The sequence below is a fragment of the Streptomyces filamentosus genome (assembly GCF_014654895.1).
Classification (GTDB): Bacteria; Actinomycetota; Actinomycetes; order Streptomycetales; family Streptomycetaceae; genus Streptomyces; species Streptomyces filamentosus.
The window spans coordinates 1,185,946-1,206,926 of sequence record NZ_BNBE01000001.1; the positions used below are offsets into that span (position 1 = coordinate 1,185,946).

Sequence of the window (20,981 nt, forward strand, 5' to 3'; positions counted from 1 at the left end):
CGTTCTGGGGGGCATGGGGAGCGAGAACGGGAAGAAGCGGGGGGTCGGCCGGCGCGCCGTGCTGATCGGCGGCGGTGCGGCCGTCGTGGGCACGGGCGTGCTGGCGCGCGAGGAGCTGGCGCGGGCCTGGTGGCGGCTGCCGTGGAAGGAGAAGCCGCGGGTGGACGGGGAGCTGGACTACCGGGCGGCCGCGTGGACGGCGGCGCACCAGGCGAACTCGCGCCGGGCGGACCGGCCGGACGACTACCGCATCGACCGGGTGGTGATCCACGTGGTGCAGGGCAGCTACGCCACCGCGCTGAAGGTCTTCAAGAACCCGCTGCACGAGGCCGCCACGCACTACGTGGTCGGCAAGGACGGGCGGGTGGCGCAGATGGTGCGGGAGCTCGACGTGGCCTACCACGCGGGGAACCGGGACATGAACGAGCGGAGCATCGGCATCGAGCACGAGGGGTTCGTGGACCGGCCGCAGGACTTCACGAAGGCCATGTACGAGGCGTCGGCGCGGCTGACGGCGGACATCTGCCGGCGGTACGGGATACCGGCCGACCGGGAGCACATCATCGAGCACGCGGAGGTCGAGGGCACCGACCACACCGACCCCGGCCCGCACTGGGACTGGGACCGGTACCTGGGGCTGGTGCGCAGGGAGCTGACGAAGGCCGCCCCTCCGACGGAGGCGCGGCCTAGCTGAGGCCGGCGGTCCTGGCGCGTTCCACGGCCGGGCCGATGGCCTCGGCGACGGCCTTCACGTCGTCCTCGGTGGAGGTGTGGCCGAGGGAGAAGCGGAGGGTGCCGCGGGCCAGGTCGGGGTCGGTGCCGGTGGCGAGCAGGACGTGGCTGGGCTGGGCGATGCCTGCGGTGCAGGCGGAGCCGGTGGAGCAGGCGATGCCGGCGGCGTCGAGGAGGAGGAGCAGGGAGTCGCCCTCGCAGCCGGGGAAGGTGAAGTGGGCGTTGGCGGGGAGCCGGCCGTCCGGGTCGCCGCCGAGGACCGCGTCGGGGACGGCGGTGCGGACGGCGGTGACGAGGGCGTCGCGCAGGGCGCCGATCTCGCGGGCGAAGGTCTCCTGCCCGGCGGTGGCGAGGCGGGCGGCGACGGCGAAGGCGGCGACGGCGGGGACGTCGAGGGTGCCGGAGCGGACGTGCCGCTCCTGCCCGCCGCCGTGCAGGACGGGGACGGGGGTGTGCTCGCGGCCGAGGAGCAGGGCGCCGATGCCGTAGGGGCCGCCGATCTTGTGGCCGGAGACGGTCATGGCGGCGAGCCCGGAGGCGGCGAAGTCGACGGGGAGCTGGCCGACGGCCTGGACGGCGTCGGCGTGCAGCGGGACGCCGAACTCGGCGGCGGCGTCGGCGAGCGCGCGGACCGGCATGACGGTGCCGATCTCGTTGTTGGCCCACATCACGGTCGCGAGCGCGACGGACTCCGGGTCGCGGGCGATGGCCTCGCGCAGCGCCTCGGGGTGGACCCGGCCGTACGCGTCGACGGGCAGGTACTCGACCTCGGCGCCCTCGTGGCCGGCGAGCCAGTCGACGGCGTCGAGGACGGCGTGGTGTTCGACGGGGCTGGCGAGGACGCGGGTGCGGCGCGGGTCGGCGGCGCGGCGGGACCAGTAGAGGCCCTTCACCGCGAGGTTGTCGGCCTCGGTGCCGCCGGAGGTGAGGACCACCTCGCTGGGGCGGGCGCCGAGCGCGGCGGCGAGGGCTTCGCGGCCCTCCTCGACGGTCCGCCGGGCGCGGCGCCCCGCGGCGTGCAGGGAGGAGGCGTTGCCCGTGACGGCGAGGTGGGCGGTCATCGCCTCGATCGCCTCGGGCAGCATGGGCGTGGTCGCGGCGTGGTCGAGGTAAGCCATGGTGGGTCGATTCTACGAGCCCGGCCGGAGCACTCTCCTACGAGCCCGGCCCGCGCCGCCCCGGACCGCGCCCCCGGGGCCGTGCGCGGGGAGGTACGCGGCCGTGCGGTACGGGCCGCGCGGCCGTGCCCCCGGGGCCGTAGCGGCTCGGTCGCGGCGTGCCCCGGGGGCGTACCGGCTCAGCCGCGCGGGGCGCGGGCGAGCTGGCGGGACTGGGCGACGAGGCGGTCGGCGCTGTCCCAGACCTCGGCGTCCTCCTCCAGGAAGCCGCCGGCGAGGTTGCGGGTGGTGATGGAGACCCGCAGCGGGCCGGGGGCGGGGCGGCAGCGGACGTGGGTGGTGAGCTCCACGGTCGGCGTCCAGCCCTTGAGGCCCAGCTCGAAGGAGGTCGGCGGCAGCGCGTCGACGGCGAGGAGCAGGGAGAGCGCGTCGGGCTCGCGGCCGTCGGCGAGGCCGAACCAGGCGCGCATCTCGCCCTTGCCGGAGGGGGCGCCGATCGCCCAGCCGACGCAGGACGGGTCGAGGCGGAGGTCGAGCCGGTCGGCGATCGCGGAGGAGCCGGGGATCGCCGGGGCCGGGTTGTCGGCGGCGCTGAAGCACTGCTCGATCGGGGCGAAGGCGGGCGGCACGGCGCTGGTGCGGACGTCGTCCGGGAGGGCGCCGAGGTCGCCGTAGGAGGCGAGGACGCGGATCCGTTCGACCTCGGTGCCGTCCTCGGCGTACTGGTAGAGGGAGGCGGTGCCGGTGGAGAGGGTCCGGCCGGTGCGGACGGTCTCGGTGCGGATGACCGCGGGGCCCGGCACCGACGGCGTGAGGTAGTGCGCCGAGATGGTGAACGGGTCGGGGTGCGGCAGGTGGTCGCCGAGGGCGCGGCCGAGCAGGGCGAGGAGGTAGCCGCCGTTGACCGCGTGGATGATCGTCCAGCCCGCCGAGAGCTCGGCGTCGTACACCCCGGCTTCGCGGAGGGTGACGGCGGTGTCCCGGTCGAACTCGCTGAGCGCCGCGGCCTCGGCGGCGGGGCTCGTCTCGGTGCTCGTGCTCATGCGGTCGACGGTACAGCAGGAAACTACTGAGCGGTAGCTTTTTCGGGCTCCTCGCGGGCGGTGGACCGGCGGTTCCAGGCGCGCGGCGCGCGCCAGTGGTAGCGCATCGCGAGCAGCCGCAGGAGGAAGGCGGTGAGCACGGCGGTGCCGCTGGTGTAGGCGTTCAGGACCTCGAAGCGGATGCAGAGGACGACCATGGCCGCGCCGACGATCGCGGGCACCGCGTAGAGGTCGCGGTCCCAGCGGAGCAGCGAGGGCACCTCGTTGGCCAGGACGTCGCGCAGCACGCCGCCGCCGACGGCCGTGGCGAGGCCGAGCGCCGCCGAGGAGGTGAGGCCGAGCCCGTAGTCGTACGCCTTCGTCGTCCCGGTCACGGCGAAGAGGCCGAGGCCGGCCGCGTCGAAGACGTTCACGGCGGTCTGGGTGCGCTCCACCTCGGGGTGGAGGAAGAAGACGAGGACCGTGGCGACCAGCGGCATGAGGAAGTAGCCGAGGTCGGTGAAGGCGGCCGGGGGCACGGCCCCGATGATCAGGTCGCGGAACAGACCCCCGCCGAGCGCGGTGACCTCGGCGAGCACGGCCATGCCGAAGACGTCGAAGTTCTTCCGGACGGCGAGGAGGGCGCCGGAGATGGCGAAGACGAAGATGCCGACGAGGTCGAGCGTGTGTTGGACCGAGGGGCTGAACAGATCGTGGAGCACCGGCCAATTGTGCCGTGTGTCCGGAAGGGGCCCGGCCGCCACACGGCGGCCGGACCCCTTCCTGGCTTCCCGGCGTCCTACTCCTTCTCGGAGGAACCCTCCGGAGAACCTTCGGAGGAGTCCGCCGGGGAGTCCTCGGAGGACTCCCCCGAAGCCTCCTCGGCCTTCGGGGCCTCCTCGGCCTTCTCCGGCTTCGGGGCCTTCTCCGGCCCCTCGGCCTTCTCCGCCTCCGGGGCCTCCGGCTGGGCCGGGATGACGACGGCGTCGGGGCCGCCCGCCGGGGCGAGCTCGCCCGCCCGGATCTCCCGGGTGAAGTGGCAGGCCACCTTGTGGCCGCCGCCCGCGTCGGTGAGCTCCGGGCGCTCCTGGGAGCACTTCGGCTGCGCCCACGGGCAGCGGGTGTGGAAGCGGCAGCCGGCCGGCGGGTTCGCCGGGGAGGGCAGGTCGCCGGTCAGGAGGATCCGCTCGCGCCGCTCCTCGACCTCCGGGTCAGGCACCGGCACCGCGGACATGAGCGCCCGGGTGTACGGGTGCAGCGGCTCCTCGTACAGGGCGTCGCTCGGGGCCTCCTCCACCAGGGCGCCCAGGTACATCACGCCGATGACGTCCGAGATGTGCCGGACGACGGCGAGGTCGTGGGCGATGACCAGGTAGGTCAGGCCCATCGACTCCTGGAGCTCTTCGAGCAGGTTGATGACCTGCGCCTGGATGGAGACGTCCAGCGCGGAGACCGGCTCGTCGCAGATGATGAGGTCGGGCTCCAGGACGAGCGCGCGGGCGATGCCGATGCGCTGGCGCTGGCCGCCGGAGAACTCGTGCGGGTAGCGGGAGAGGCTGTTGGCGGGCAGGCCCACCTTGGCGAGGATCTCCCGGATCTTCTCCCGCCGCTCCTCCTGGTTCGCGCCGATGCCGTGCGCGGCCATGCCCTCGCTGAGGATCGACTCGATGTTCTGGCGCGGGTTGAGGCTGCCCAGCGGGTCCTGGAAGACCATCTGGAGCCGGCGGCGGAAGGAGCGCAGTTCCTTCTCCGGCAGCTTGGCCACGTCGGTGCCGTCGAGGACGACGGAGCCGTCGGTGACGTCCACGAGCCGCAGCACGGCCCGTCCGAGCGTGGTCTTGCCGCAGCCCGACTCACCGACCAGGCCGTACGTCTGGCCCGCCTCGACCTTGAGCGAGATGCCGTCCACGGCGTAGACGTGGCCGATCGTGCGGTCGAAGAGGATGCCCTTCTTGACGGGGAAGTGGACCTTCACGCCGTCGAGTTCGAGCAGGCTCATGCCGGTACCTCCGTCGTGGCGAGGACCGGGTTCGCGCAGCGGGCGCGGTGGCCGGCCGCGCGCGGTTCGGTCAGTTCGGGCGTGCCGGTGAGGCACTCCATCTCGTACCGGTCGCAGCGCGGGGCGAAGGCGCAGCCGTCGGCCCAGGCGATCTGGTCGTTGATGGACCCGCGGATCGGGTGGAGCGGTTCGCCGCGCGGGGCGTCGAGCCGGGGGATGGAGCCGAGCAGGCCGTGGGTGTACGGGTGCGTCGGGTGGGCGAACAGCTCGCGCCGGCCCGCCGATTCGACGACCTTGCCGGCGTAGAGGACGTTCACCTGGTCGCAGAGGCCGGCGACGACACCCAGGTCGTGGGTGATCATCAGCAGCGCGGTGCCCTCCTGGTCGACCAGTTCCTTGAGGAGTTCGAGGATCTGGGCCTGGATGGTGACGTCGAGCGCGGTGGTCGGCTCGTCGGCGATGAGCAGGCGGGGGGCGCAGGCCACCGCCATGGCGATGAGCGCGCGCTGCCGCATGCCGCCGGAGAGCTGGTGCGGGTACTCCTTGAGCCGCCGGGCCGGGTCGGGGATGCCGACCCGGTCGAGCAGGTGGGCGGCCTCCTTGCGGGCGGCCTCGCCCTTCAGCCCGCGGTGGCGCTGGAGGATCTCGGTGACCTGGACGCCGATGGGGACGACCGGGTTCAGCGAGGACAGCGGGTCCTGGAAGATCATCGCCATGTCGCGGCCGCGCAGGTCGCGCATCTTCGACGGGGAGAGCTTCAGGAGGTCGGTGCCGTCGAGGTCGGCCCGGCCGCCGAGGGTGACGCCCTTGGCGGGCAGCAGTCCCATGAGGGCGAGCGAGGTCACGGACTTGCCGCAGCCCGACTCGCCGACGAGGCCGACGACCTGGCCCTGGTCGACCGAGAAGGAGACGCCGTTGACCGCCCGGACGTCCTTGCGGCCGCGGCCGCCGAAGGTGACGGTGAGTTCGTCGACGGTGAGCAGTGCCATGTCAGCCTCGCAGCTTCGGGTCGAGGGCTTCGCGCATGGCCTCGCCGAGCAGGGTGAAGCCGAGGGCGGTGATGATGATGCCGACCGCCGGGTACATGGACATCATCGGCTCGTTGTCGAAGAAGCGCTGGGCCGCGGAGAGCATGACGCCCCACTCCGGCACCGCGGGGTCGGGGTTGCCGAGTCCGAGGTAGGAGAGGGCGGCGGCCTCGATGATGGCGGTGGCGAGGCTGAGCGTCGCCTGGACGATCACCGGGCTCAGCGAGTTCGGCAGGATCTGGGTGAGCACGATCCTGCGCTTGCGGATGCCGAGCGAGCGGGCGGCGAGGACGTAGTCGCTGTTGCCCTGGGCCAGCATCGAGCCGCGCAGCAGACGGGCGAAGACCGGGATCTGCACGACGCCGACGGCGATCATCACGGTGGTGAGCGACTGGCCGAGGACGGCGGCGACGGAGACGGCGAGGAGCAGCGACGGCAGCGCGAGCAGGATGTCGGTGACGCGCATGATGGCGTCGTCGATCCGCCGGCCGGCCTTGCCGCCGAGGGTGGCCGCCGCGCCCGACACGATGCCGACGACGGCGCCGATCAGCAGGCCGATGAGCATGGAGACGACGCCGACGAGCAGCGTCTGGCGGGCGCCGACGAGCATCCGGGAGAACATGTCGCGGCCGAGGTGGTCCAGGCCGAACCAGTTCTCGGCGCGCGCGCCGACGAACTCGCCCCGGTTGGAGAAGACCTCGCCGCGCCAGGTCTGTTCGGCGGGGCCGTACGGGGCGACCCAGGGGCCGACGATCGCGAGCAGGACGAACCCGGCGATGATGACGGCGCCGATGATCGCCATCTTGCTGCTGCGCATCCGGCGCATGGCCTCGCGCCACAGGCTGGTGCCGCTGGCGGTCTCGGTCCTCGCCGTGAGCTGGGCGAGCCGGTCGATCTTCGAAGCGGTGGTGACAATACTCATCAGTGCACCCGCACCCTCGGGTCGATGACGCTGTAGGCGAGGTCGACGAGCATGTTGATCACCACGTAGATCAGGGCGATGAACATGATGAAGCCGACGAGCACCGGGTAGTCGCGGCCGTCGATGGCGGTCCGGATGAAGGAGCCGATGCCGCCGAAGGTGAAGACGGACTCGGTGAGCACCGCGCCGGAGAGCAGGCTGCCGGTGAGCAGGCCGATGGCGGTGACGACGGGCAGCAGCGCGTTGCGCAGGACGTGCCGGCCGCGGACGATCCGGCGCTCCAGGCCCTTGGACTCGGCGGTGCGGACGTAGTCCTCGCCGAGCACCTCCAGGACGCTGGCGCGGGTCATCCGGACGATGACGGCGAGCGGGATGGTGGCCAGGGTGACGCCGGGCAGCACGAGGTGCATGAGGGCGTCCCAGGCGGCGTCGAACTCGCCGGTGAGCACGCCGTCGAGGACGGCGAAGCCGGTGACGCTGGTGGCGTCGATGCCGGTGGACTGGCGGCCGAAGGTGCCGAAGACGTCGCCGAAGGCGGCCTTGAGCAGCTGCGCCAGGAAGAAGACCGGGATGCAGATGCCGACCAGGGAGCCGGAGACGGAGGCCACGTCGATCCAGCCGCCGCGCTTGCGGGCGGCGATGTAGCCGAGCGGGACGCCCACGACGACGGCGATGAGCATGGCCGCGAGGCTGAGTTCGACGGTGGCGGGGAAGCGCAGCACGAACTCGTCCCAGACGGGCTGTCCGGTCTGCACCGAGGTGCCGAGGTCGAGGTCGAGGAGGCGCTTGAGGAAGCGTCCGTACTGGACGTAGATCGGCTGGTCGAGACCCAGCGCGCGGTTGATGCGCGCCACATCGGCTTCGGTCGCCCGCTCGCCCAGGATCGCTGAGGCGGGTCCGCCGGGCAGCCGGTTCAGCCAGATGAAGAGCAGAACCGACAGGCCGAGCAGGGTGGGTATGAGCTGGAGAAGTCGTCGTACGACGAGTCGCAACACCCCGCGTGCCCCTTTCTTGCGTGTGGAGGGTGGATGCGCGGACGCCCGGTCACGGGAGGAACGCGTGACCGGGCGGACCGCTTACGGGTGTGTTACTTGAAGGAGACCTCGGCGAAGTTCTCCTGCGTCAGCGGGGAGACCTTCGGCGGGTTCACGTTCTTGCCGAACGCGATGGCCGGCGGAGAGGAGGTCAGCGGGAGGCCCGGGAGGTACTCCATGATCGCCTCGTTGGCGGCCTTGTAGAGGTCCGTGCGCTTGGTCGGGTCGCCCTGGAGCGAGCCGGCCTTGACCGCGTTGAAGACCTTGTCGTCCTTGAAGCCCCACTGCTTGTCGTACCCGGCGAACCAGGTGCCGATGAAGTTGTAGCCGTCGTTGAAGTCACCGGTCCAGCCGAGCATGTGGAGGGCGCAGCCGCCCTTCTCCACCGCGTCGACGTAGTCCGGGTTCCACTTCTTCGGCTTCGGGTTGACCTTGATGCCGGCCTTCTCCAGGTCGGCCTTGACCAGCTCGAAGATGTCCTGCGGGGCAGGCATGTACGGGCGGGTGACCTCGGTCGGGTAGCAGAAGTCGACCGCGAGCTTGGACTCGCCCGCGGAGGCGAGGAGCTGCTTGGACTTGGCGGTGTCGAACGGGTACTGCTTCACCTTGTCCGAGTAGCCGGCGACCGTGTCGGGCATGAACTGGGTCGCGACCTTGCCGCCCTCGGGCAGCTGGGTCTTGACGATGTTCTCGCGGTCGACGGCGTGCGCGATGGCCTGGCGGACCGCGGGCTTCTTCAGCGCCGGGTTGGCCTCCTGCGTCATGCCGAGGTAGAGCAGGTTGAAGACGTCACGGGTCGGGACGTTGAAGCCCTCGCCCTCGAGGGTCTTGATGTCGGCGGGGGCGACCAGGTCGTAGCCGTCGATGTCACCGGCCTGGAGCGCCTGGCGGCGGCCCTCCTCGGTGTCGATCGTGCGGAAGACCAGGTTCTTGATCTTGGCCTTCTCGCCCCAGTAGTCGTCGAAGCGCTCCAGGGCGACTTCCTTGTTGCCCTTGTTCCACTTCGTGATCTTGTACGGGCCGGTGCCGGCGACCGTGCCGGCCTCCTGGCTGTACTTCGGGTACGTGATGGCGTCGCCGGCCTCGGTGACCTGCTGCTTCGCGTACTCCTGGATCGCCTTGGGCGAGTGGATCGCGAGGGCGTTCAGGGAGAAGCCGCCGGGCAGGTTGGCGGAGGGCTCGTAGACCTCGATGACGGCCGTGGAGTCGTCCTTGGCCGTGCAGGACTTGTAGTTCGCCTTGGGCGTCTCCTTGTCCTCGTTGGCCTTGAAGCCGCCCATGATGGTCTGCCAGTAGTACGAGACCGCGCTCGACTGGTAGGTGCCCTTCCAGTTGAACCAGTAGTCGTAGTTGGCGCAGACCGCCTTCGCGTCGAAGGTCTCGCCGTCGTGGAACTTCACGCCCTTGCGGAGGTTGAAGGTCCAGACGGTGCCCTCGGGGTTGCTCGACCACTTCTCGGCGAGCCCGCCGACGAGCTTGCTGCCTCCGGACTCGTGCTCCAGGAGCGCCTCGAAGGCCTGGCGGGTGACCCGGAAGGTCTCGCCGTCGCTCGCGAGGGCCGGGTCGAGGGAGGCCGGGTCGCCGGGAGCTCCGAACACGAAGGTGTCCTTGGCCCCGCCCTTGTCCCCCTCCTTCCGCTCGCTCGCACAGCCCGTGGCGATGAGGCCGACCGCGATGGCCGCCGTCAGAGCCCGGGTCGACCGGGAATTGAGTATGCGCATGGGTCCACCCCTGGGTCGCCATGTGTGGTCTTGACCGGCCGAACGCTACTGGCGAGTGACGCGGCAGAGAACAGTCCGCATACCGGTGATACCAACCTGAGACCCGGACACTCACCAAAACGGTCCGTTGCCGGACATCGGTGGCGGGAGCCTCCCCAAACAGACGCAAAACCCCGCCCTGGCAAGGCGATTAGACCAGGGCGGGGAGGTCGGGGGGAAGGGCGCGTCAGCGGTGCCGCGCGGGCGGGTAGCCGTATCCCGGCCGCTGGGATCCCACATGCTGGGACGGCACGCCGTGGGCGTCGCGGTCGTAGAAGGGCCGGGCGTGGGCCTTCAGCCAGAGCGCGACCGGGTCGTACGCGTCGGAGAGCGCGACCGTCGAGACGGGCAGCCCCTCGGGCACGGTGCCGATCGACTGGCGCATCATCGCCCGCACCTCGTCCACGGCCGCCGCCGAACCGTCGTACAGGTCCAGGCCGATGACCAGGTACGGGGTGCCGAGCGCGGGCTGCACCCAGCCGCGGCGCAGCGAGCGGACGGCCGGGGTCCGGTGCGCGTTCTGGGTGAGCTGGGCGTAGAACTGCGGCATCTCCAGGGCGGGTTCGGAGACCCGGAGCGGTCCGGCGGGCATCCGGTCGAGGCCGGTGGCGATCCGCCGGAGGTCGGCCCACGGGATGCCGACGCCGCCGCCGGGGGCGTGCGGATTCAGCCAGACCCCCCAGCGCTCGGGGTAGAGGGCGCGGGCGATCTCGCGGACGGTGACGCGCTCGTGGGCGCGGTGCCAGCCGGAGGCGGCGAGTTCGCCGGGCGAGGTGACGCAGGGCGCGTACCCGTGCCCGTCGACCTCCATGTTGCCGTACTGGGCGTCGGGCGAGCCCGGGGTGCCCTGCCAGAGCAGCATGAACAGCTCGCCGTCGGCCAGGGCGTGCAGCAGGCCCTCGTACGCGTCGTAGCGTCCGGGCGCCACCTGGCGCAGCATGTGCTCGACCTGTCCGGTCGCGCCTGACGCGCTCACCCTGGGTCCCGCCCCTCTGTCTCGTACGGCTCGGTTCGGCCGTCCGGTCGTCTCGGTCGTTCGGTCGGTCCGTCCAGCTTAGACAGGACCGGGGGTCAGACGGTTGCGCGCTGGTAGAAGGGACGCACCCGCTCCAGCATCCAGTCGCCGACCGGGTCGGCCGCCATGTCGAGCAGGATCAGGTTGACCGGCCAGGCGACCTCGACGCGGCCGAGGGCCCGGCCGAGGGCGTCCAGCGGCGCATTGCGGTCGACGCCGTCCCAGCCGGTGAGCTGGACGCCGACGAAGAGGGCCGGCTCGGTGCCCTCGACGCTGGCGAGGGCGCGGCGGGCGGTGGCGACGACGCCGGTGGCCTCGAACTCGGCGGAGGCGGCGGCGAGGAAGTCGACCGGGTCGTCCTGCCAGTCGGGCTCGAAGAGCCGGACCCGGCCGCCGGACGCGGGCCCGTCCAGGGCGGTGCGGCCGACGCGGCAGAGCTCGGCGACGGCGGGCGGGGGCAGCGGGACGCCGACGACCCCGCCGGGGTTCACGGCGATGCCGAGCTGCGGGGGCAGACCGCGGGCGAAGTCACGGGCGGGTGCGACGGTGAAGGACATGTGGTCGCCGACGCAGGCGAGGAACTGCTCCTGGGAGCTGTAGACGGGGACGAAGGCGCCGCCGCCGATCTCCATGGTCGGGAGGTCCAGGTCGGGGCTGTCGGGGCCGCCGCCGTTGGGCAGCGGGACCCAGACCGGGCTGCGGCCCAGCACCTCGATGAGCCTGGCCCCGGCCCCGGGCTCCCCGAGTGCGGCGGCGAGCGCCTCCTCCAGCTCGTTGCCCGGCCACGTCACGTCCACGGTGCTTCCGTCCCCTTCTCGCACGGCCCTGGTCCCGGCCGTCCCGCAGCACCCTAACGCCGCCCCGGCCCGGCCGTGACCAGAACCCGCCCCTCTACGCGGCCTCGCGGAAGCCGATGCGGCGGAGGGCGTCGGCGGCGTCCCGGTCGAGGAGGGTCGCGGAGGCGCAGCCGCGGGGCGGGCGGCCGGCCTCGACGGCGGCGACGAGCCGGCCGACGGCCCGGCGGTGGCGGGCGAAGGCGTACGCGGAGACGCCGCGGCCCCGCTCGCGCTGGCCGGCCCGGGCGGTGTCCGGGGTGACGTCGAGGAGGACCAGGTGGAGGGCGCGGCCCCGGCGGGCGGCGGCACGGGCGAGCCAGCCGCGCACCCAGGACTGGGTGCCGCAGTCGTGGACGACGACCCCGGCGCCGGAGCGCAGGGCGCGGTACAGCCCGGCGTAGTGCGCGATCCGGACCAGCGGGCGGTAGAGGGCGTACGGCAGGAGGCGGGGCATCCGGGCCTCCCAGCGCTCGCGGGCGTCCTGGGAGTCGATGCCGCGGCCGGCGGCGGCCCGCCGGAGCAGCGTGGACTTGCCGCTGCCGGGCAGTCCGGAGACGACCACGACGTCGCCGGCGGCGAAGACGAGGACGCGCGGGCCGCGTCCGCCGCGGTCGCGCAGGTCCCGCACGACGCGCCCGTGCGGGCGCGTCCGGGCGCGGGCCCGCTGGGCCGGTATGGCGGCGTCGCCCGCGAAGACGCCGGTGTGCTGGATCCTCATCGCTGCTCTCCCCCTGTCGGGCCCCGGGAGACGTACCGGGAGACCTCACGGAGACCCTTGCCCACGAAGTGTAAAGAAACGGTAATCCGAGACAAGCGATTTGCGGCGCCGACACCGCGTGCGATGATGTGCGCGCCAGGCGCGCGCAGCGCCCCACAACCGCATACCGGCCGCTCGAATCCGCGCGGGAGAGTTCCGGACAGGCCCTGGGCCGTCCGGGCGCCGAAGGAGCAAGACCCTCCCTTGAATCTCTCAGGCCCCGTACCGCGTGGATGAGGCAGATCTGAAAAGCGGGACACCCTGTGTGTCCCCACCCAAGGTGCAAGCCGGGGATGCCCCCGGTGAACCTCTCAGGTTCCATGACAGATGGGGAGGACGTCCTCGCCCGTCATGTGTTTCGTCACCGATCACGCCCTTGGGACCCGGGAGCCACCTTCCATGAGCACTGCCCCCCGCCTGACCGCCCTCGATGCCCTGCATCGTTCGCTGGGCGCGACCATGACCGACTTCGCGGGCTGGGACATGCCGCTGCGGTACGCCAGCGAGCGCGACGAGCACAACGCCGTCCGCACCAGGGCCGGCCTCTTCGACCTCTCCCACATGGGCGAGATCACCGTCACCGGCCCGCAGGCCGTCGACCTGCTCGACTACGCCCTGGTCGGCAACATCTCCACGGTGGGCAACGGCCGCGCCCGCTACACGATGATCTGCCAGGAGGACGGCGGCATCCTCGACGACCTGATCGTCTACCGCCTCGGCGAGACCGAGTACATGGTCGTCGCCAACGCCTCCAACGCCCAGGTCGTCCTCGACGCGCTCGTCGCCCGCTCGCAGCACGACGGGGGGTTCGACGCCGAGGTCCGCGACGACCGCGACGCGTACGCCCTGATCGCCGTGCAGGGCCCCGAGTCCCCCGGCATCCTGAAGCAGCTCACCGACGCCGACCTGGACGGCCTGAAGTACTACGCGGGCCTCCCCGGCACCGTGGCCGGCGTGCCCGCGCTGATCGCCCGCACCGGCTACACCGGCGAGGACGGCTTCGAGCTCTTCCTGAAGCCGGAGCACGCCGAGGGCGTGTGGAAGGCGCTGACCGAGGCCGGCCAGGGCGTCGGCCTCATCCCCTGCGGCCTGTCCTGCCGCGACACGCTGCGCCTGGAGGCGGGCATGCCGCTGTACGGGCACGAGCTCACCACCTCCCTCACCCCCTTCGACGCCGGTCTCGGCCGGGTCGTGAAGTTCGAGAAGCCGGGCGACTTCGTCGGCCGCAAGGCGCTGGAGGCTGCCGCCGAGCGCGCCGAGGCCGCCCCGCCGCGCAAGCTGGTCGGTCTGGTCGCCGAGGGCCGCCGCGTCCCGCGCGCCGGCTTCCAGGTCGTCGCCGGCGGCGAGGTCGTCGGCGAGATCACCTCCGGCGCGCCGTCCCCGACGCTCGGCAGGCCGATCGCGATGGCGTACGTCGACGCGGCGCACGCCGCCCCCGGCACCGAGGGTGTAGGGGTGGACATCCGCGGCACCCACGAGCCCTACGAGGTCGTGGCGCTGCCGTTCTACAAGCGCCAGAAGTGACGCATTCGTCTCACCCCGCGTCTCACCCCGCAAGACCCGCGTACATCCGCACTCCCCCGATCCAGGAGAATCAGGCCATGAGCAACCCCCAGCAGCTTCGCTACAGCAAGGAGCACGAGTGGCTGACGGACGCCGTTGACGGCGTCGCCACCGTCGGCATCACCGAGCACGCGGCGAACGCGCTCGGCGACATCGTGTACGTCCAGCTCCCCGAGGTCGGCGCCACCGTGACCGCGGGCGAGGAGTGCGGCGAGCTGGAGTCGACCAAGTCCGTGAGCGAGCTGTACTCCCCCGTCACGGGCGAGGTCGTCGAGGCCAACCAGGACGTCGTGGACGACCCGGCGCTGGTCAACACCGCTCCGTTCGAGGGTGGCTGGCTGTTCAAGGTGCGCATCTCGGACGAGCCGGGCGACCTGCTCTCCGCCGACGAGTACACCGCCTTCACCGCAGGCTGACCGAGACCCCCTAGGGATCGCTTCATGTCGCTTCTGAACACTCCCCTCCACGAGCTGGACCCCGACGTCGCCGCCGCCGTCGACGCCGAGCTCCGCCGTCAGCAGTCCACCCTCGAGATGATCGCGTCGGAGAACTTCGCTCCGGTCGCGGTCATGGAGGCCCAGGGCTCCGTCCTCACCAACAAGTACGCCGAGGGCTACCCGGGCCGCCGCTACTACGGCGGCTGCGAGCACGTCGACGTGGCCGAGCAGATCGCGATCGACCGGATCAAGGACCTGTTCGGCGCCGAGTACGCCAACGTGCAGCCGCACTCCGGCGCCTCCGCCAACCAGGCCGCGCTCTTCGCGATCGCCCAGCCGGGCGACACGATCCTCGGTCTCGACCTGGCGCACGGCGGCCACCTCACCCACGGCATGCGCCTGAACTTCTCGGGCAAGCAGTTCAACGTGGTCGCGTACCACGTGGACGAGGCCGGCCTGGTCGACATGGCCGAGGTCGAGCGCCTCGCCAAGGAGCACCGCCCGAAGGTGATCATCGCCGGCTGGTCGGCGTACCCGCGCCAGCTGGACTTCGCGGAGTTCCGCCGGATCGCCGACGAGGTCGAGGCGTACCTGTGGGTCGACATGGCCCACTTCGCGGGCCTGGTCGCGGCCGGTCTGCACCCGAACCCGGTCGAGTACGCGGACGTGGTCACCTCCACGACCCACAAGACCCTGGGCGGCCCGCGCGGCGGCATCATCCTGGCGAAGAAGGAGTTCGCGAAGAAGCTGAACTCCTCGGTCTTCCCCGGTTTCCAGGGCGGCCCGCTGGAGCACGTGATCGCGGCCAAGGCCGTCTCCTTCAAGGTCGCGGCCTCGGAGGAGTTCAAGGAGCGCCAGCAGCGCACCCTGGACGGCGCCCGCGCCCTGGCCGAGCGCCTGGTCCGGGACGACGTCACCGCCCACGGCGTCTCCGTCCTGTCCGGCGGCACGGACGTGCACCTGGTCCTGGTGGACCTGCGCGACTCCGAGCTCGACGGCCAGCAGGCCGAGGACCGTCTCCACGAGGTCGGCATCACGGTCAACCGGAACGCCGTTCCGAACGACCCGCGCCCGCCGATGGTCACCTCCGGCCTGCGCATCGGCACGCCGGCCCTCGCGACCCGCGGCTTCCAGGCCGAGGACTTCGCCGAGGTCGCCGACGTCATCGCCGAGACCCTGAAGCCCGGTTTCGACGCGGACAAGGCCGCGGCGCTGAAGGCCCGGGTGACCGCCCTGGCCGACAAGCACCCGCTGTACCCCGGCCTGAAGTAATTTCGTACGCTTTAGTTCCGGTTTCATTCGTACGAAGCTCCGGGGCACCGCGCACACTGGACAGTGAGCGCGGTGCCCCACCCCTTTGCCCCCGTGCCCCCGCCCCGTGCGCTTTTCTGCATCACCCCGGCAGACAACGGCGTCTAGCCCCCACAAGGAGTCCTCCCGTGGCCATCTCGGTCTTCGACCTGTTCTCGATCGGCATCGGCCCGTCCAGCTCCCACACGGTGGGCCCGATGCGCGCGGCCCGGATGTTCGCCCGCCGGCTGAAGAACGAGGGCCTGCTCGCCCACACGGCGAAGGTGCGGGCGGAGCTGTACGGCTCGCTCGGCGCCACCGGCCACGGGCACGGCACCCCGAAGGCGGTCCTCCTCGGCCTGGAGGGCAACTCGCCGCGCACGGTCGACGTCGAGCACGCCGACGAGGAGTTCGAGCGGATCAAGGCGAGCGGCCGGATCAACCTGCTGGGCGCCCACGACATCCCCTTCGACTTCGACGCCGACCTGGTCCTGCACCGGCGCAAGGCGCTGCCGTACCACGCCAACGGCATGACGGTCTTCGCGTACGACGCCGAGGGCGGGCTCGTCCTGGAGAAGACGTACTACTCCGTCGGCGGCGGCTTCGTCGTGGACGAGGACGCGGTGGCGGGCGAGAACCCGATCATCCCGGACGACACCGTCCTGAAGTACCCCTTCCGCACCGGCGACGAGCTGCTCCGGCTCGCCAAGGAGACCGGCCTGTCGATCTCCTCGCTGATGATGGAGAACGAGAAGGCGTGGCGCACCGAGGACGAGATCCGCGCGGGCCTGCTGGAGATCTGGCGGGTCATGCAGTCCTGCGTCTCGCGCGGCATGTCCCGCGAGGGCATCCTGCCGGGCGGCCTGAAGGTCCGCCGGCGCGCGGCGACCTCGGCCCGCAAGCTGCGCTCCGAGGGCGACCCGGCGGCGCACGCGATGGAGTGGATCACCCTCTACGCGATGGCGGTGAACGAGGAGAACGCGGCGGGCGGCCGGGTGGTCACCGCCCCGACGAACGGCGCGGCCGGCATCATCCCCGCCGTCCTGCACTACTACATGAACTTCGTGCCCGGCGCCGACGAGGACGGCATCGTGCGCTTCCTGCTCGCGGCGGGCGCGGTCGGCATGCTCTTCAAGGAGAACGCGTCGATCTCCGGCGCCGAGGTCGGCTGCCAGGGCGAGGTCGGCTCGGCCTGCTCGATGGCGGCGGGCGCGCTCGCCGAGGTCCTGGGCGGCTCCCCCGAGCAGGTGGAGAACGCCGCGGAGATCGGCATGGAGCACAACCTGGGCCTGACCTGCGACCCGGTCGGCGGCCTGGTCCAGATCCCGTGCATCGAGCGCAACGGCATGGCGGCGGTCAAGGCCGTCACGGCGGCGAAGATGTCGATGCGCGGCGACGGCAGCCACCTGGTCTCCCTCGACAAGGTCATCAAGACCATGAAGGAGACGGGCGCGGACATGAGCGTGAAGTACAAGGAGACCGCGCGCGGCGGTCTCGCGGTGAACATCATCGAGTGCTGAGCGCGCCCGCGCGCACCCGACGAACGGCCGGTCCCGCCCCCACGGGACCGGCCGTCTCCCGTTCGGGTCAGAAGCGGACCCAGAGGACGTAGACGTCCGGGCGGCTCGGGGCGAAGGGCTCGCAGAAGTAGATCTTGCCCCACATCCACTCGCCGGCCTGGCCCGCGGCCTGGCACTCGGCGTACGAGGAGTGGTGGCTGCGCGGGTAGAAGCCGGGGCCGGCGGCCTCGGCGGTGCCCGCGGCGCCGAGGGCGAGGGCTCCGGCGGTGGCCGCGGTGGTGAGGGCGGCTGCGACGCGACGGTACATGGCATGTCCTCCTGAAATGAACGATGCGATGTGGTGCGGTGGGTTTCGCTCCGGCTGCGCAGCCGGGGGAAACGTATCGGCGCGCACCCCTGCGGGCAATAGGTCCAGACCAATCTCCGCGCGGATGTCCGGATTCCGGGTCCACGGCCGGTTTCCGCCGGTAGGGTCCCGATCATGACCATGACCACGGATGCCGGAGACGCCGCATGCCTCGACCTGACCCGCACCTTGCGCCGCCGGGGGGTCGTCGTGCTCTCCGTCTTCGGGATGGTGTGGGCGCTCGCGGGCGGCTCGGGGCTGCCCTCCCCCGGGCTCGCGGTCGCCGGGGTGCTCGGCGCGCTGCTGGCGGCCGGGACGCTGGTCGCCGGCCGCCGCCGGACGGCCGGCGAGGTGACCAGGCCGGTGCGGCTGCCGGAGCGGTGGAACCGCGGGGTGGGCGTGGTGAACGCCGCGGAGGCGGCCGCGATCGTCGGCGTCGTCGCCGGCGCGAACGCCTCCGGGCACCCGGAGTGGATCCCGGTCGGCGTCTGCCTCGCCGTGGGCCTGCACTTCTTCCCGCTGGCCCGGCTCTACGACCAGCGTCAGTACGGCTGGGTCGCGGCGGCCCTGACGGCCCTGGCGGCGATCGGCGGGGGCCTGCTGGCCGGCGGACTGTCCGCGGAGGCCGTACGGGTCGTGGTGGGACTCCCCGCGGCCCTGGCGCTGTGGGGCACCGCCCTGCTGGTGGCGCGCGACTGACGGACCGGAGGCGGCTCAGAAGAGCAGCCAGCGCGGGTCCGGCACCACCGTGAGCAGTGCGGAGAGCGCCACGACCACGGCGAGCACGCCGAGTTCGACCCGGGCCGGGCGCCGGGCGTCGCCGCCGGAGAGCAGCCGGGAGCGGGCCGCGAGGGCGAGCAGGCTGGCGGCGCCGAAGAGGGCGAGCTTCACCAGCAGGACCCTGCCGTACGCGGTGGTGAGCACGGCCTCCAGGGGCAGCCGGCGCACCGTGGAGACCGTGCCGGTGACGGTGAGGGCGGCGTAGGCCCAGGCAGCCGCCCTGGCGTACCGCCGCAGCACCTCGCGTCCGCCGCCGCGCACCCGCAGCACGCGCAGCACGTACAGCAGGGTGCCCGTCCACAGCGAGGCGGCGGCGAGGTGGACGACGGTGAGTCCGGTGCCGAGGCCGGGGCCGGCGGTCTCGGGGTGGGCGCGCAGCGCCTCGGCGAGGACGGCGGCGGCGAGCGGCAGGGCGGCGAGGGCGGGGCGCCGGGAGGCGGCGCAGAGCGCGGCGAGCAGGCAGGCGTTGGCGGTGACGAGGAGCAGCCGGCCCTCGCGGAGCCCGTAGACGACGGGGAGGCTCAGTCCGCTGACGGCGGCCAGGAGGAGCAGGAGGCCGGCGGAGGAGGCCGCGGCGAGCAGGGCGCCGGGGGCGGCGAGGGGGCGCGGCAGGGGGCCGCTGCCGGCGATCCGGGCGCCGGCGAGTTCGCCGATGGCGACGGCGAGGCCGGCCAGGAGGAGCACCCGGAGCAGGGCGGTGGCGCCGGCCGCGGGTATGCGCAGTTCGCCGGTGCCCGTGCGGGCGAGTCCGGCGCCGAGGGCGGCGACGGCGAGGACGGCGACGAGGACCGCGGCGGCGGCGAGGGCGGCGGCGGTCGGACGGTTCGGGGTGCCGAGGGGTCCGGGGAGCGTCACCGGACGATCGTCACCGAGCCCGGGACGGGCGGCAACTCAGGGTGAGCGCCGCCCGGTCCCGGCCCCGCGGCAGGTCAGGCGCGGGTCACGCCTTGCTCAGGTGGGACCAGAACTCGTCCCACGACAGGCGGCCGTCGCCGTTGTCGTCGCGCTGCTTGATGAGGGCCTCGGCCACCGTCTCGGTGACGTTGAAGTCGCCCAGCTGGGCCATGACGCTCTTGTACTCCGCGGCGGTGATGAAGCCGTCGCCGTCCACGTCGTACCGGTTGAATGCCGTGCGTGCCGACTCGATGTCCGCCACTGCTTCCGCCCCTTCTCGGTGCTGTTCTGACGGGGGTCAGATTAACCGCCCCCGGGACTGCCGGATGATGGCGGTATGAACAGTGACCTGGCACGGATCCTGGAGGCGGCGGCGGGCGGGGTCTTCCCGGCCATGGACGGGGGGACGACGGTGGTCGCCCAGCCCGACCGGCGGGACGCCGGGGTGCTGGCCTTCACGGCCCATTCGGTGGTCTTCGCGGACGTGGACCCGGACTGGGTGCGGGCGGAGCTGGTCGCGACCGGCAGCGACCCGCTCGCGGCGAGCATGAACCCGGGGTTCCTGGTGCGGCTCATGGAGCGCACCGGCCGCCGGATGAACACGATCGACCTGCTGACGGTCGCCGACGCGCTGCCGGGCCCGCCGCCGGTGGAGCTGCATGAGATCGAGGACCCGGCGCACCCGCGGGTGGCGCGGGCCCTGAAGCACCGGGACGAGGTGCGGGTCTGGGCGGCGGACGGCGGCGTGCTGGTCCTGGGGCGCGGGGTGGCCGGGCGCTGGGAGGCGGCGGTCGAGGTGGACGAGGAGGTGCGGCACCGGGGGCTGGGCCGGGCGCTGGCGGCGGCGGCGCGGCATCTGGCCCCGGGTCCGGTGGTGTGGGCGCAGCAGTCGCCGGGGAACGCGCGGAGCGTGCGGACCTTCCAGGCGGCGGGGTACCGGCCGGTGGCGTCGGAGGCCCTTCTCACCGCCGCGTGAAAACGGTCCACCATGTGGACGATCGAGGGAAACAATCGATGAACCGCATAGTCATTCATGGTTTGCAAGGTGAGTGCCACATGTCACCAACGATTCACAGTTAAAACGTCACTGTTTGTCCTAATTGGTGACCATAGGGGCGTTTGGCGGTGTGGCCCGCCGTCTGTCATAGTCGAGGCAACGACCCCCATTGACCCGGGCCAGGTCGTCCAAGCGGCCGTGGATACACCCCCCCGTCCACGGCGCATCACACGGAAGCCCCCAGCAGCCCCACCACGGCGCACGGGGGCTTCCGTGCGTTCCGGGACGGACGGGAGCGGAAGGGGGCCGGACGGGGACCGGACCGGGGCCGGCTCAGCGGTCGGTGACCCGCATCTCGAACCAGGTGGTCTTGCCGCGCGGCCCGAGGTCCACGCCCCACCGGTCGGAGAGCTTGTCGACGAGGAAGAGGCCCCGGCCGCTGACGTCGAGCTCGCCCACCGGCATCAGGCAGGGCAGCCCGCGCGAGGGGTCGCGCACCTCCATCCGGACCCGGCCCGGACGGCGCTGCGCGCGCAGCACGAAGACCCGGGCGCCGGTGTGCCGGACCGCGTTGCCGACCAGCTCGGAGACGAGCAGGACGGCGTGCTCGGCGAGGGTCGGGCCGAGCGCCCAGTGCCGGAGCATCACGTACTGGGTCATCCGCCGGGCGATCCGGGCGGACTGCGGCAGCGACGGGAGGCGGACGTCCGTCTCCGCGGGATTGCCGTACTCCGCCATCGCCGCGAGGGCCTCCTCGTCCTCCAGGGTCGGTGTCCACCGTGGGACGGGGACGCCGCCCTGCCGTGGTTGTTCCCTGCTCTCCAGGCCCGCCATGCCCCCATGATGGGGGCATGGCGGGCCGCGCGGGGGCCGTTCCGGCGGAATGACCCCCGCGCGGCGGCGCGTCGCCGTGACGGGCCGTCGGATCCGC

At 72.5% G+C, this 20,981-nt stretch carries 22 protein-coding genes and 2 riboswitches; of the genes, 7 read left to right on the forward strand and 15 right to left on the reverse strand.

Going from position 1 to position 20,981, the window contains the following annotated elements; genetic code table 11:
- Positions 1–13: 13 nt before the first annotated feature.
- Positions 14–694: an N-acetylmuramoyl-L-alanine amidase gene (locus IE326_RS05085; RefSeq protein ID WP_190040926.1), complete on the forward strand. Its 681-nt coding sequence runs from the start codon at positions 14–16 to the stop codon at positions 692–694.
- Here the strand turns inward: IE326_RS05085 and IE326_RS05090 are convergent.
- The 11 genes from IE326_RS05090 to IE326_RS05140 all read right to left on the reverse strand — a co-directional run bounded on the left by IE326_RS05090 (position 687) and on the right by IE326_RS05140 (position 12,184).
- Entirely contained in the window at positions 687–1,850 is a 1,164-nt protein-coding gene (locus tag IE326_RS05090) for a cysteine desulfurase family protein (RefSeq protein WP_190040927.1), read from the reverse strand. The genes IE326_RS05085 and IE326_RS05090 overlap by 8 nt on opposite strands.
- Before the next feature lie 179 nt (positions 1,851–2,029).
- Positions 2,030–2,893 (reverse strand): thioesterase family protein, encoded by an 864-nt coding sequence (locus tag IE326_RS05095; protein ID WP_190040928.1) that lies wholly within the window; start codon positions 2,891–2,893, stop codon positions 2,030–2,032.
- 23 nt (positions 2,894–2,916) lie between these two features.
- A complete protein-coding gene (locus IE326_RS05100) occupies positions 2,917–3,594 on the reverse strand; it encodes a trimeric intracellular cation channel family protein (RefSeq protein WP_150231874.1) in 678 nt (225 codons plus the stop codon).
- Positions 3,595–3,671: 77 nt separating this feature from the next.
- A complete protein-coding gene (locus IE326_RS05105) occupies positions 3,672–4,871 on the reverse strand; it encodes an ABC transporter ATP-binding protein (protein ID WP_190040929.1) in 1,200 nt (399 codons plus the stop codon).
- Entirely contained in the window at positions 4,868–5,860 is a 993-nt protein-coding gene (locus IE326_RS05110) for an ABC transporter ATP-binding protein (protein ID WP_150231870.1), read from the reverse strand. The genes IE326_RS05105 and IE326_RS05110 overlap by 4 nt, the downstream gene beginning before the upstream one ends.
- A 1-nt stretch (position 5,861) precedes the next feature.
- Positions 5,862–6,821, reverse strand: a complete 960-nt coding sequence (locus IE326_RS05115) for an ABC transporter permease (protein WP_150231868.1) — start codon at positions 6,819–6,821, stop codon at positions 5,862–5,864.
- Entirely contained in the window at positions 6,821–7,816 is a 996-nt protein-coding gene (locus IE326_RS05120; RefSeq protein WP_150231866.1) for an ABC transporter permease, read from the reverse strand. Before IE326_RS05120 ends, IE326_RS05115 begins: the two co-directional genes overlap by 1 nt.
- Positions 7,817–7,908: 92 nt before the next feature.
- Positions 7,909–9,576: an ABC transporter substrate-binding protein gene (locus tag IE326_RS05125; RefSeq protein ID WP_150231864.1), complete on the reverse strand. Its 1,668-nt coding sequence runs from the start codon at positions 9,574–9,576 to the stop codon at positions 7,909–7,911.
- Between the two features lie 226 nt (positions 9,577–9,802).
- Complete coding sequence (locus IE326_RS05130) at positions 9,803–10,591, reverse strand: enhanced serine sensitivity protein SseB C-terminal domain-containing protein (RefSeq protein WP_150231862.1); 789 nt, start codon at positions 10,589–10,591, stop codon at positions 9,803–9,805.
- Positions 10,592–10,686: 95 nt separating this feature from the next.
- Entirely contained in the window at positions 10,687–11,427 is a 741-nt protein-coding gene (locus IE326_RS05135; protein ID WP_030750908.1) for an enhanced serine sensitivity protein SseB, read from the reverse strand.
- A gap of 94 nt (positions 11,428–11,521) precedes the next feature.
- Positions 11,522–12,184, reverse strand: a complete 663-nt coding sequence (locus IE326_RS05140) for an AAA family ATPase (RefSeq protein WP_190040930.1) — start codon at positions 12,182–12,184, stop codon at positions 11,522–11,524.
- 175 nt (positions 12,185–12,359) lie between these two features.
- Positions 12,360–12,461: riboswitch (glycine riboswitch) on the forward strand.
- 1 nt (position 12,462) lies between these two features.
- Positions 12,463–12,560: riboswitch (glycine riboswitch) on the forward strand.
- A 62-nt stretch (positions 12,561–12,622) separates the two neighbouring features.
- On the opposite strand from IE326_RS05140, the gene gcvT reads away from it, so the two are divergent.
- The 4 genes from gcvT to IE326_RS05160 all read left to right on the forward strand — a co-directional run bounded on the left by gcvT (position 12,623) and on the right by IE326_RS05160 (position 17,033).
- The gene (gcvT, locus tag IE326_RS05145) at positions 12,623–13,747 is read left to right on the forward strand and encodes a glycine cleavage system aminomethyltransferase GcvT (RefSeq protein ID WP_190040931.1); all 1,125 of its coding nucleotides are present in this window, start codon (positions 12,623–12,625) and stop codon (positions 13,745–13,747) included.
- Positions 13,748–13,824: 77 nt separating this feature from the next.
- A complete protein-coding gene (gcvH, locus tag IE326_RS05150) occupies positions 13,825–14,202 on the forward strand; it encodes a glycine cleavage system protein GcvH (RefSeq protein ID WP_190040932.1) in 378 nt (125 codons plus the stop codon).
- A 24-nt stretch (positions 14,203–14,226) separates the two neighbouring features.
- Complete coding sequence (gene glyA, locus IE326_RS05155; protein WP_150231855.1) at positions 14,227–15,495, forward strand: serine hydroxymethyltransferase; 1,269 nt, start codon at positions 14,227–14,229, stop codon at positions 15,493–15,495.
- A 167-nt stretch (positions 15,496–15,662) separates the two neighbouring features.
- Complete coding sequence (locus IE326_RS05160) at positions 15,663–17,033, forward strand: L-serine ammonia-lyase (RefSeq protein WP_150231853.1); 1,371 nt, start codon at positions 15,663–15,665, stop codon at positions 17,031–17,033.
- Between the two features lie 67 nt (positions 17,034–17,100).
- Here IE326_RS05160 and IE326_RS05165 read toward each other — a convergent pair whose 3' ends face one another.
- Entirely contained in the window at positions 17,101–17,340 is a 240-nt protein-coding gene (locus tag IE326_RS05165) for a hypothetical protein (protein WP_030750926.1), read from the reverse strand.
- Positions 17,341–17,514: 174 nt separating this feature from the next.
- On the opposite strand from IE326_RS05165, the gene IE326_RS05170 reads away from it, so the two are divergent.
- Positions 17,515–18,078, forward strand: a complete 564-nt coding sequence (locus IE326_RS05170; protein ID WP_229915206.1) for a DUF7010 family protein — start codon at positions 17,515–17,517, stop codon at positions 18,076–18,078.
- A 15-nt stretch (positions 18,079–18,093) separates the two neighbouring features.
- Here the strand turns inward: IE326_RS05170 and IE326_RS05175 are convergent, their stop codons facing one another.
- Together IE326_RS05175 and IE326_RS05180 are read right to left on the reverse strand one after the other, a co-directional pair.
- Entirely contained in the window at positions 18,094–19,014 is a 921-nt protein-coding gene (locus IE326_RS05175) for a CopD family protein (RefSeq protein WP_190040933.1), read from the reverse strand.
- Positions 19,015–19,099: 85 nt separating this feature from the next.
- The gene (locus tag IE326_RS05180) at positions 19,100–19,315 is read right to left on the reverse strand and encodes an EF-hand domain-containing protein (protein ID WP_015036303.1); all 216 of its coding nucleotides are present in this window, start codon (positions 19,313–19,315) and stop codon (positions 19,100–19,102) included.
- Between the two features lie 75 nt (positions 19,316–19,390).
- Between IE326_RS05180 and IE326_RS05185 the strand changes: the two genes are divergently transcribed.
- The gene (locus IE326_RS05185) at positions 19,391–20,029 is read left to right on the forward strand and encodes a GNAT family N-acetyltransferase (protein ID WP_190040934.1); all 639 of its coding nucleotides are present in this window, start codon (positions 19,391–19,393) and stop codon (positions 20,027–20,029) included.
- Between the two features lie 354 nt (positions 20,030–20,383).
- On the opposite strand, the gene IE326_RS05190 is transcribed toward IE326_RS05185, so the two are convergent.
- A complete protein-coding gene (locus IE326_RS05190) occupies positions 20,384–20,884 on the reverse strand; it encodes an ATP-binding protein (RefSeq protein WP_150231847.1) in 501 nt (166 codons plus the stop codon).
- Positions 20,885–20,981: the final 97 nt, after the last annotated feature.